The organism is Streptomyces sp. NPDC047971, from assembly GCF_040653355.1.
Taxonomy (GTDB): Bacteria; Actinomycetota; Actinomycetes; order Streptomycetales; family Streptomycetaceae; genus Streptomyces.
Genome location: NZ_JBEZNW010000014.1, coordinates 159,409 through 169,503, shown reverse-complemented (window position 1 = coordinate 169,503; position 10,095 = coordinate 159,409). Strand labels below are relative to the sequence as shown.

Here is a 10,095-nt window from a genome sequence, read left to right as displayed (position 1 = left end):
GGCCCCCCCCGCGCTGTGCGCCGTCGGGGGGGGGCCCGCCCCTTCGCGGCCCCCCCCCCCTCCGTCACTCGGACGCGGTCACTCAGGCGCAGGTGAAGCGCGCGGCCGCCCAGTCCGCGTGGTCACCGCTCTTGGAGCCGTTGGTGTCGGTGACCCGGAGGCGTACATGGCGGGCGCCGGTGACGTCGACGTCGACCGGCACGGTCGCCGAGGCGCCGGTCAGCTTCGGTGAGGTCCACAGCACCTCGCCGTCGGCCTCGACCGAGAACGCGACCTCGCCGTATCCGTTGATCTCGTCGTCGATGCCGATGTCGGCGGTGAAGGCGGTGCACCGGCCGCCGAGGTAGACCTCGATGTCGGAGTCGGCGTGGGCGCCGATGCCCTTCTCGTAGGTCTGGCCGGCCAGTGTGAGGGTGCGTCCGTCGCTCGCGCCCGACTCGCCGTTGGAGCGGTCGCGTTCGGGCGGGCCCCAGCCGTTGGTGGCCTTCAGCCAGACCAGATCGCTCGCCCAGGCGTCGGCGGACGGCGGCTCGGGCATCACTCCGACGGCGAAGCGCTGGACGGCGGTGCGGTCCTGGCCCGCGGAGCGGTGGCGGGCGGTCGCGGTGAGCGTGGCCTCGCCCGGCCTGGCGTCCTTGGCCGGGGTGACGGAGACCTCCACCCGCTTCGTGGTGCCCGCCGGGATGCGCGCGATCTGCCCGGCGGGGGCGACCTGCCAGCCCGCGGGGGCCGTCAGGGAGACGCTGACCCCGGTGGCGTCCTTCGTCCCCGCCGTGACGTCGACGGCCACGGTGCCGGGGACGCCGGCGCCCAGCTCCTGCCCGGTCGGGACGGCGAGGGTGGCGGGGGCGCCGGGTACGGCGCCGCCGACCGCGCTGGTGTCCTCCAGTTCGAGGGTGAAGGACCGGTCGGTGCGCTGGGCCGCCGTCTTGACCTTCACGACTCCCCCGCGGTCGTCGCGGTCGTACCACCAGCCCTGGGCGGCCGCCTCGTAGGCGGCCCGGGAGCCGAGGCGGGGCAGCTGCCGACCGCCGAGGACGACCTCGCTCGGCGCGTCGCCGGTGTGGACGGTGAACTGGTAGGGCCGGGAGGCCGACTTGCCCGCGAAGGAGCCCTTGCTCGCGCCGATGCGTACGGTCACGTCACCCGCGCCGCGCTTCGGTGCGCGGACCTCGGCGGTCTGGGTGGCGAACTCGCCGGTGCGGTGGGCGCGGGTGACGCCGTCGTCCTCGTAGAGCTCGAAGGAGGAGTCGCCCTGCGGGTAGATGTCCCAGGCGATCGGGGAGTCCGCGGTGCGGTCGGCGTACGAGCGGATGCCGCCGGGCCACATCGGGACGGTGGCGCCCGCCCGTACGAACAGCGGCAGGGTGTCGAGCGGGGCGCTGTAGTCGTCGACGGTGACGGGGCCCTCGTAGGTGCGTCCGCTCCAGTAGTCGATCCAGGTGCCCTTGGGGAGGTAGATGCCGTCGCGCTCGACGGCGTCCTGGTAGACGGGGGCGACGAGGAAGTCCTCGCCGCTCAGGAACTCGTACTTCGCCGTCTCGCTCGCGGCCCGCGGGTCGTCGGGGTACTCCAGGACGAGGGGCCGGGCCAGGCCGACACCGGTCGTGGTGGCCCGGTGGGCGTGCGAGTAGATGTAGGGCAGCAGCGCCTCGTGGAGCTTCAGGTAGTCGCGGTTGATCGAGGTGTACGGCTCTCCGTAGCGGAAGGGCTGCTTGTCGTCGGCGGCCCAGCCGTCCATGGTCATGGTGACCGGGAGGAACATCTTCCACTGGAGGTCGCGGGTGTACGTCTTGGCGCTGCCGCCGAAGATGCCGTCCACGTCTCCCGTGGTGTAGGCGAGGCCGGACATGGAGGCCCCGGCGTAGGTGGGGATCTGCCAGCGGATGTACTCCCAGGTGCCGGACTGGTCGCCGGACCACTGGACGCCGCAGCGCTGGGCGCCGGACCAGCTCTCGGGGGCCCAGGTGAAGCCGCGGGCGTCGCTGTGGGCCTCGATGCCGGCGTAGGCGTCCTTGCAGCCGTCCAGGGCGAACTTGTAGCCCTCGCCGACCCAGGCGACGTCGAGCTTGGCGACCCGCTGGCCGGCCTTGACCTGCTCGCCGAGCTTGTCGATGCCGTCCTCGGTCCACAGTCCGAGCTGCATCTTGCGCTGCTGGAGGCCGGTCGCGGTCTCGGCGAGGTCCTCGTAGCCGCAGCCGTAGCCGTCGTTGACGAGCATCCAGCCGTTGGGCATGTCGTTGGCGACGTAGCCGTCGGCGACCTTCAGCGCGTCGAGGGTGTGGCGCTCGCCGCGGTTGGCGTTGTGCAGGTAGCAGTCGGCGTCGCCGATCTCCAGGCCGTACACGGGCGGCAGGAAGGGCTTGCCGGTCAGGTCGGTGTACCGGCCGATGACGTCCTTGAGGGCGTCGGAGCCGGAGCCCGCGAAGTAGTAGGCGTCGAAGCGCTGTTCGCGGGCGGTGGTGGTGACGGGTTCACCGAACACGTACGTGTTGGGGGCGTAGGTGTTGCGGTAGACGCCGTAGCCCGCCGAGGAGAGGTAGAACGGGACGGAGTTGGGGTGTCCGCCGTCGTTCCAGTTGTAGTCGACGCCGACCTCGACGGTCTTGCCGCGGTGCGAGGTGTTGCCGCGGCCGTTCTGCATGCCGGCGCCGTAGAACTGCTCGTCGGCGCCCCGCGCCAGGGACTGGGTGGTGCGGTCCTGGGTCCAGGTCAGGCCCGTGGTCTCGGACCACAGGGGTGTGCCGTCGGAACGGAGGGCGGCGAATCGCAGCGGTGACTTGTAGGCGCGCAGGGTCACCTTGGCGGAGGTGAGTTCATAACGGTCGCCGCGGTCGTACCAGCGGGTGGCGGGCGGTGGGCCCTGGGGCAGGACGATGTCCTGCCCGGTGGGGTCGGCGAACCGTCCGTCGGGGGCCAGTTCGATGCGGAAGGTGTCTGCGGTGACGAAGCTGACGCGGGCCTGTGCCTGACCGGCGGTCAGTCGGTAGACGGCTCCGTCGGCGGCGAAGCCGGTGACGTCCCCGACGGTGGTGGGCGACGGCTCGGCGGACTGGGCGCTGCCCGGGCCGGCGAGCACGGCGAGGAGCCCGAGCACGGCACCGGCGAGTGCAGCTTTCATGCGCACTATTGATTGCATGGAGCGTATTTAGCGCAGAAACGAGCATGGAGCCAGGACAAAACGGAACCGCCCTCGGACTTCACGGAGAAGTCCAAGGGCGGTTGCGTCAAGCGGAGTTGCGCGGAAGCGCTGTCTACAGGGCCACACCGAGCAGCGCGTCGACGGCGCGGGAGACGAGGCCGGGGGCGGACTCGTCCGTTCCGCCGTCGGCGCCCTGACGCTCCGCCCAGCGGTCGACGGCCGTGAGCGCGGTGGGCGTGTCGAGGTCGTCGGCGAGGGCCTCGCGGAGCTCCTCCACGAGCGCGTCGGCGGACGGGCCGTCGGGGCGGGACACCGCGGCACGCCAGCGGCCGAGGCGCTCCACCGCGTCCCGCAGGACCTGGTCGGTCCACTCCCAGTCGGCGCGGTAGTGGTGCGAGAGCAGCGCGAGCCGGATGGCGGCCGGGTCGACGCCCTCGCGGCGCAGCGCGGAGACGAAGACGAGGTTGCCCTTGGACTTGGACATCTTCTCGCCGTGCAGCGCGACCATGCCGGCGTGGACGTACGCCTTGGCCATGGGGAACTCGCCGGTCAGCGACTGGGCGTGGGAGGCGCCCATCTCGTGGTGCGGGAAGATCAGGTCGGATCCGCCGCCCTGCACGTCGAAGCCCATGCCCAGGTGGTCGAGGGCGATGGCGACGCACTCGATGTGCCAGCCGGGGCGGCCGGGGCCGAGGGAGCCGCCGTCCCAGCTCGGCTCGCCCTCGCGGGCGGCCATCCAGAGCATGGGGTCGAGCGGGTTCTTCTTGCCCGGGCGGTCCGGGTCGCCGCCGCGCTCGGCGGAGAGGTGGCGCATCAGCTCGGTGTCGTAGTTCGACACCTGACCGAAGTGCGGGTCGGCCTCGACGGAGAAGTAGATGTCGCCCTCGAGTTCGTACGCGGCACCGGAGTCCCGCAGGCGCTCGACGAGCGGCACGATGCCCGGTATGGCCTCGACGGCGCCGATGTAGTGCTGCGGCGGCAGCATCCGCAGGGCGGTCATGTCCTCACGGAACAGGGCGGTCTCGCGCTCGGCCAGGCCGACCCAGTCGATGCCGTCGCGCAGCGCCCGCTCCAGGAGGGGATCGTCGACGTCGGTGACGTTCTGGACGTAGTGGACCTGCCGCTTGGTGTCGAGCCACACGCGCTGAACGAGGTCGAACGCGTTGTAGGTCGCCGCGTGACCCATGTGGGTCGCGTCGTACGGCGTGATGCCGCAGACGTAGATACGGGCGACGGGGCCGGGGGCGAGGGTCACTCGTCCGCCGGTCGCGGTGTCGTGGATCCGGAGGTCGCGGCCCTTGCCGGGCAGGGCGGGGACCTCAGAAGCGGGCCAGGCATGCATGACCTGAGCGTAACCGGACACCTGTTCCGGATACGAACCGGATGGGGGATCTTGGCCGACAAGGCGGTCTTGCAGCTCGCGGCCGTTCGTGCATACCCCCTGGGGGTTCGACGCCACCCTTCCGGCTTGGCCGGATCCGATCGGTCAGACCGGTGGCCAGGGAATCGCCGGCCACTGCCCGGAGGGCTCAGGGTGCCGGCCGCCGGCGCGCAGGGCGCTCACCCGGCCGCGCAGGGCGTCCACCTCGGCCGCGGTGAGCAGCTCCGCCAGCCGGGTGGTGAGCGGTGTGCCGGGGGCCAGGGAGCCCTGGAGCCGGTCGAGCACCTCGGCGGCCTCGGCGGGCAGCTCCTCGCCCGCCCAGCCCCACAGCAGGGTGCGCAGCTTGTCGTCCACGTTGAAGGTCACACCGTGGTCGATGGCGTACAGGCGCCCGTCCGCGGCCGGCAGCAGATGCCCGCCCTTGCGGTCGCCGTTGTTGATGACCGCGTCCAGGACGGCGAGCCGGCGCAGATCGGGGCTGTCGGCATGGACGAGGAGCGCGGTGCGGTCCTCGCCGATCTGGGCGGGGCCGACCGCCTTCCAGCCCTCCGCCGCCCGCTCGTCCTCGGTGAGCGCGAGCAGGTTCGCCGAGGGGTCGGCCTCGATCCACAGCTGGACCATGCCCTCGCCGTAGGGGCCGTCGCGCAGCACGGTGGGCGGTACGAGCCCCCAGCCGGTGGCCTCGGAGAGCTCGTAGGCGGCGACCTCGCGCTGGGCGAGGGTGCCGTCGGGGAAGTCCCAGAGCGGCCGCTCGCCGGCCACGGGCTTGTAGACGCAGGAGACCTCCTCACCCGCGTGGGCGACGGAGCAGAGGAGCACCGCGTTGGACGCCTCGCGCACCTGGCCGCGCACGGTCAGCTCCCCCTTGGTGAGGAGGTCGATCACCGCCCGTTCGTCGGGACCGCTCATGCGCCGCGTCGGTATCCGTTCTGGCGCGGGCACACATGGCCCTCGGGGTCGAGCGGCAGGCTGCACAGGGGGCACGGCGGGCGGCCCGCGTTGACCACGTCGAGAGCGCGCTTGGCGAAGGCCCTGGCCTGGGCGCCGGTGAGGCGGACGCGCAGCATCGGCGGGCCGTTCTCCTCGTCCTGGAGCATCCGCTCCTCGGCCTCGGCGAGGTCCTCGTCGGTCTCGGCGTCGAGTTCGACCAGCGCCTGCGCCTCGACGATCATGCGCTGTTCCTCACCGTCCCAGGCGAGCGCCATCGTGCCGACCCGGAACTCCTCCTCGACCGGGATGTCGAGGGGGGCGGTGTCCGCGATGTCGGCGGGGGCGACGGCGGGGACGGGTGCGTTCCCCCCGGTGCGGCGCACGACCTCGTCGAGGAGTTCGTCGATGCGTTCGGCGAGCGCGGCGACCTGGGTCTTCTCCAGGGCCACGCTGGTGACCCGGCCCGCCGCGGACGCCTGAAGGAAGAACGTACGGCGGCCAGGCAGCCCGACCGTACCGGCCACGAAACGCTCCGGTGGGTCGTAGAGGAACACCTGACGGGACACGTCCCTGACTCCCTTGAGTCTCGACAGTGGTGGAGCCCGCGCTACAGCGGCCCGTCCACCCTACTGCGCGGATGGATCACGGTGCGCCCGCACCACCCCCGACCTCGGCGGCCCCGCCCGTGTCGCCGCCCTCCTTGGGGGCGAAGCCGGTGAAGTCGCCGGTGTCGCCGAGGCGTACGAGGAAGGGGCGCAGCCGCGTGTAGCGGATGGCGGTGACCGAACAGGGGTCGACGTGGATCCGCTGGAAGAGGTCGAGGTGCATCCCGAGGGCGTCGGCGACGATCGACTTGATGACGTCTCCGTGCGAGCACATCGCGTAGACGGCGTCCTCGCCGTGCTCGGACTCGATCCGGGCGTTCCAGTCACGCACGGCGTCGACCGCGCGCGTCTGCATGGCGCGCATCGACTCGCCGCCGGGGAAGGCCGCGGCGGAGGCGTGGCCCTGGACGACCTCCATCAGCGGCTCGTCGCCCAGTTCGGCGAGCTTGCGGCCCGACCAGTCGCCGTAGTCGCACTCGTTGATCCGCTCCTCGGTGTGGAACGGCAGACCGGGGCGGGCGTCGAGGAGCGGCCGCACCGTCTCTCGGCAGCGCTGCAGCGGGCTGGAGACGACGGCGGCCAGCGGCACCCCCGCCAGGCGTCCGGGCAGGGCGGCGGCCTGCGCGGCGCCCCGCTCGTCGAGGGCGACCCCGGGCAGCCGTCCGGCGAGGACCCCTGAGGTGTTGGCGGTGGAGCGTCCGTGACGGACGAGGATCAGCGTGGCCATGGCGGCAAGCGTATGCGCCCGCACGCGCGCGCGGGCGGGCCTGTGGACGATCAGGGGCGCACGCGCGCGTACCGGGCGCGCGGAGGATCCGGGCGCGCGCAGGGGTGCGGGACGGGTGCGGGCGGGGAAGAATACGCCGCGTGATCGTGGACTCCGCCATCTATCGCGAGGGGCGCCGCAAGGACGGTCCCGCCGACCTGTCGGACGCCCTGCGGGAGGCGAGGGCGTCCGGCGACGCGTTCCTGTGGGTGGGGCTGTACGAGCCGACGGAGGCCGAGTTCGACCACGTCTCGGCCGAGTTCGCACTGCATCCGCTGGCCGTCGAGGACGCCTTGAAGGCCCATCAGCGGCCCAAGCTGGAGGTCTACGACGACTCGCTCTTCATGGTCCTCAAGCCGGTGCTGTACGAGCCGGAGAGCGACCGGGTCTCCACGGGCGAACTGATGGTCTTCGTCGGTGACTCGTTCGTGGTGACGGTCCGGCACGGCGAGGGCGCGCCGCTGGCCGCCGTGCGCCGCCGTCTGGAGGCCGAGCCCGAGGTGCTGCGGCACGGCCCGACGGCCGTCCTGTACGCGATCGGTGACGCGGTCGTCGACCACTACATCGAGGTGGCCGGCGAGCTCCAGGTGGACCTGGAGGAGCTGGAGACCGACGTGTTCGCGCCGGCCGGCGGGAACCCGGGGAGCACGGCGGAGCGGATCTACACCGCCAAGCGCCAGGTGCTCGAGTTCCGCCGGGCCGCGGGTCCGCTGGCGGCGCCGGTGGAGAGGCTCGCGACCGGCGCCGTGCCGTTCGTGAACCGGCACGCGCAGCCCTTCTTCCGGGATGTCAGCGACCATCTGATCCGTGTCAACGAGCAGGTGGAGGGCTTGAACCAGCTGCTCTCGGACGTGTTGGCGGCCCATCTGGCGCAGATGGGCGTGCGGCAGAACGACGACGTGCGGAAGATCTCGGCGTGGGCGGCCATGGCCGCGGTCCCCACGATGGTCGCGGGGATCTACGGAATGAACTTCGAGCACATGCCGGAGCTCGGCTGGGTCTGGGCGTATCCGGCCGTGATCCTCGTGATGGTCGGCATCGAGGTCGGTCTCTACCGGATGTTCAAGCGCCGCGGCTGGATGTAGCCGCGGCGCCTTCGGCCCGTGGGGTCAGAACGCGGGGGCGGGGGTCATGGGGCCGCCCAGCGCGTCGAGCCGCTCGGGCATCGCCAGGCCGACCATCTTGTGCCAGCCGGCGGCCCGTTCCCATGCGTACATGCCGTGGATGCCGGCCACGAGGGCGGCCGACTTGGGCTTCGGCCAGCCGAGGATGCGGCCCATGTGGCTCATCACGGCGAGGCTCACATCGCGGTAGACCTTGATCTCGGCGAGCGCGGACTCCCGCAGGGTGTGCTGGATGAGGCGGCCGTGGCCCGCGCGGGCGAGGCGCAGCAGCTCCTCGTGGCAGTAGGCGAGGTGGTTCACCTCGTCGTTGTCGATCATGTGAATGGCCTTGCCGAGCTCGGGGTGGTCCCCGAAGTACTTGACCAGCATGTCCATCTGGTCCGCGGCCCGTTGCTCGGTGACCCTGCTGTGCGCGAGGTAGACGACGATGTCCTGCTCGGTCAGCGGCTCGTCGCGGCGGAGCTTGTCGTGGGCGAGGCCGATGCCGCGCTGTTCGAGGAGCATCGTGTAGTCGGTCTCGGGCGGCACCGGCACCGGGTCGAGGCCGCGCTTCTTCAGCAGGGCGTTGAAGATCCGGCCGTGCTTGTCCTCGTCGGCGCCGTGCCGGGTGATCTTGGGTGCGAGATCCCGCATCCCCGGCGCGACCAGGGCCGCGATCCGGGCGTTCTCCCAGCCGCCCTGGGACTCGCCGCTCGCGGCGATGGAGCAGAAGAGCCGGAAGGACTCGTCGTCGTCGATGATTTCCTGGAACAGGCCCTTGGCCGTGAGCATGGCTGCCACCTCCCATGCGGGCGTCCGCACGCCGCACGTCCGCAGAGAACGAGTCAAATGCGGGATCGGCGAGCGGGCAACAGGAGCGGCGGGGGACTCGGCCGAAAGAAGGAACGCCGTGCTCGTAACCAGGAGCTCCCTGGCGCGTTGTGCTGGATGACGGCCGTGGCGGGGAAGACCCCCCGAGCCCCCACCACGGCCGCAGACCTTCCGTTACGCGAGGCCGGCCCGCTCCAGCGCCTCGGTGCCCGCCCGCAGCGCCGTCAGCCGCTCGTCGAGGGTGAAGCCGGCGGGGGCGAGGGTGAGGGTGGTGACGCCGGCCTCCGCGTAGGCCGTCATCCGGTCGGCGATCCGCTCGACGGAGCCGAGCAGGGAGGTCTGGTCGATGAGCTGCCGCGGTACGGCGGCGGCCGCACCGGTCTTGTCGCCCGCCAGGTACTTGTCCTGGATCTCGGCGGCCTGCTTCTCGTAGCCCATGCGCTGGGCGAGCTGGTTGTAGAAGTTCTGCTTGCGGCTGCCCATGCCACCGACGTACAGGGCGGTGTACGGACGGAAGATGTCGGCGAGGGCGTCGATGTCGTCGCCGAGCGCGAGCGGCAGCGTGGGGTGGACGTCGAAGCCGTCCATGGTCAGTCCGGCATTCTCACGGCCGGCGCGGAGGTGACGCAGCGCGGTCTCCTCCAGGTGCTCGGCCGAGGGGAAGATGAGCAGCGCGCCGTCGGCGATCTCGCCGGTCTGCTCCAGGTTCTTCGGGCCGATCGCGGCGATGTAGAGCGGGATGTGCTCGCGCTGGGGGTGGACGGTGAGCTTGATGGGCTTGCCCGGGCCGTCCGGCAGCGGGAGCGTCCAGTGCTCGCCCTCGTAGGTGAGGCGCTCGCGCGACATGGCCTTGCGGACGATCTCGACGTACTCGCGCGTGCGGGCCAGCGGCTTGTCGAACTTGACGCCGTACCAGCCCTCGGAGACCTGCGGGCCAGAGACGCCGAGGCCGAGCCGGAAGCGGCCGCCGGAGAGCGAGTCGAGGGTGGCGGCGGTCATCGCCGTCATCGCGGGCTGGCGTGCCGGGATCTGCATGATCGCGGAGCCGACGTCGATCCGCTCCGTCTTGGCGGCCACCCAGGAGAGCACGGTCGGCGCGTCGGAGCCGTACGCCTCGGCGGCCCAGCACACGTCGTAGCCGAGGCGGTCCGCCTCCTGGGCGACGGCGAGATTGTCGCCGTCCATGCCGGCGCCCCAGTAGCCGAGGTTGATGCCGAGCCTCATGACCACACCCTCTTTACTGATCAGTAACGTCCCTTGGCCCGGACTCTAGCGCGCGGGTGCGCGATCCGTCAGGGGGAGGTTGTCCACAGGCTCTCTCCGCGTGGGGTCTTGGC

Annotated in this window: 8 protein-coding genes; 1 reads left to right on the top strand and 7 read right to left on the bottom strand. The window is 71.8% G+C overall.

Features of this window, described 5'->3' with window-relative positions; genetic code table 11:
- Positions 1 to 82: 82 nt before the first annotated feature.
- From AB0D99_RS16365 to AB0D99_RS16345, 5 genes are all read right to left on the bottom strand, one after another.
- Positions 83 to 3,139, bottom strand: coding sequence for an NPCBM/NEW2 domain-containing protein (locus AB0D99_RS16365; RefSeq protein WP_362361446.1), 3,057 nt, complete (start codon positions 3,137 to 3,139; stop codon positions 83 to 85).
- Positions 3,140 to 3,254: 115 nt separating this feature from the next.
- Positions 3,255 to 4,484, bottom strand: a complete 1,230-nt coding sequence (mshC, locus tag AB0D99_RS16360) for a cysteine--1-D-myo-inosityl 2-amino-2-deoxy-alpha-D-glucopyranoside ligase (RefSeq protein WP_362361443.1) — start codon at positions 4,482 to 4,484, stop codon at positions 3,255 to 3,257.
- A 144-nt stretch (positions 4,485 to 4,628) separates the two neighbouring features.
- Positions 4,629 to 5,432 (bottom strand): SCO1664 family protein, encoded by an 804-nt coding sequence (locus tag AB0D99_RS16355; RefSeq protein ID WP_362361440.1) that lies wholly within the window; start codon positions 5,430 to 5,432, stop codon positions 4,629 to 4,631.
- Positions 5,429 to 6,019: a DUF3090 domain-containing protein gene (locus AB0D99_RS16350; RefSeq protein WP_329122516.1), complete on the bottom strand. Its 591-nt coding sequence runs from the start codon at positions 6,017 to 6,019 to the stop codon at positions 5,429 to 5,431. The genes AB0D99_RS16355 and AB0D99_RS16350 overlap by 4 nt, the downstream gene beginning before the upstream one ends.
- Before the next feature lie 76 nt (positions 6,020 to 6,095).
- Entirely contained in the window at positions 6,096 to 6,785 is a 690-nt protein-coding gene (locus AB0D99_RS16345; RefSeq protein WP_362361437.1) for a histidine phosphatase family protein, read from the bottom strand.
- A gap of 131 nt (positions 6,786 to 6,916) precedes the next feature.
- Here AB0D99_RS16345 and corA point away from each other — a divergent pair, with 131 nt between their 5' ends.
- Positions 6,917 to 7,909: a magnesium/cobalt transporter CorA gene (corA, locus tag AB0D99_RS16340; protein WP_362361473.1), complete on the top strand. Its 993-nt coding sequence runs from the start codon at positions 6,917 to 6,919 to the stop codon at positions 7,907 to 7,909.
- Between the two features lie 24 nt (positions 7,910 to 7,933).
- Here corA and AB0D99_RS16335 read toward each other — a convergent pair whose 3' ends face one another.
- A complete protein-coding gene (locus AB0D99_RS16335; RefSeq protein WP_362361434.1) occupies positions 7,934 to 8,719 on the bottom strand; it encodes a ferritin-like domain-containing protein in 786 nt (261 codons plus the stop codon).
- A gap of 213 nt (positions 8,720 to 8,932) precedes the next feature.
- Positions 8,933 to 9,982 (bottom strand): LLM class F420-dependent oxidoreductase, encoded by a 1,050-nt coding sequence (locus tag AB0D99_RS16330; protein WP_362361431.1) that lies wholly within the window; start codon positions 9,980 to 9,982, stop codon positions 8,933 to 8,935.
- Positions 9,983 to 10,095: the final 113 nt, after the last annotated feature.

What these genes read in the sequence shown, in the direction of transcription:
- mshC (WP_362361443.1), bottom strand. Translation starts at nt 4,484, where the DNA reads ATGCATGCCTGGCCCGCTTCTGAGGTCCCCGCCCTGCCCGGCAAGGGC.
- AB0D99_RS16335 (WP_362361434.1), bottom strand. Translation starts at nt 8,719, where the DNA reads ATGCTCACGGCCAAGGGCCTGTTCCAGGAAATCATCGACGACGACGAG.
- AB0D99_RS16330 (WP_362361431.1), bottom strand. Translation starts at nt 9,982, where the DNA reads ATGAGGCTCGGCATCAACCTCGGCTACTGGGGCGCCGGCATGGACGGC.
- AB0D99_RS16355 (WP_362361440.1), bottom strand. Translation starts at nt 5,432, where the DNA reads ATGAGCGGTCCCGACGAACGGGCGGTGATCGACCTCCTCACCAAGGGG.
- AB0D99_RS16365 (WP_362361446.1), bottom strand. Translation starts at nt 3,139, where the DNA reads ATGCAATCAATAGTGCGCATGAAAGCTGCACTCGCCGGTGCCGTGCTC.
- AB0D99_RS16345 (WP_362361437.1), bottom strand. Translation starts at nt 6,785, where the DNA reads ATGGCCACGCTGATCCTCGTCCGTCACGGACGCTCCACCGCCAACACC.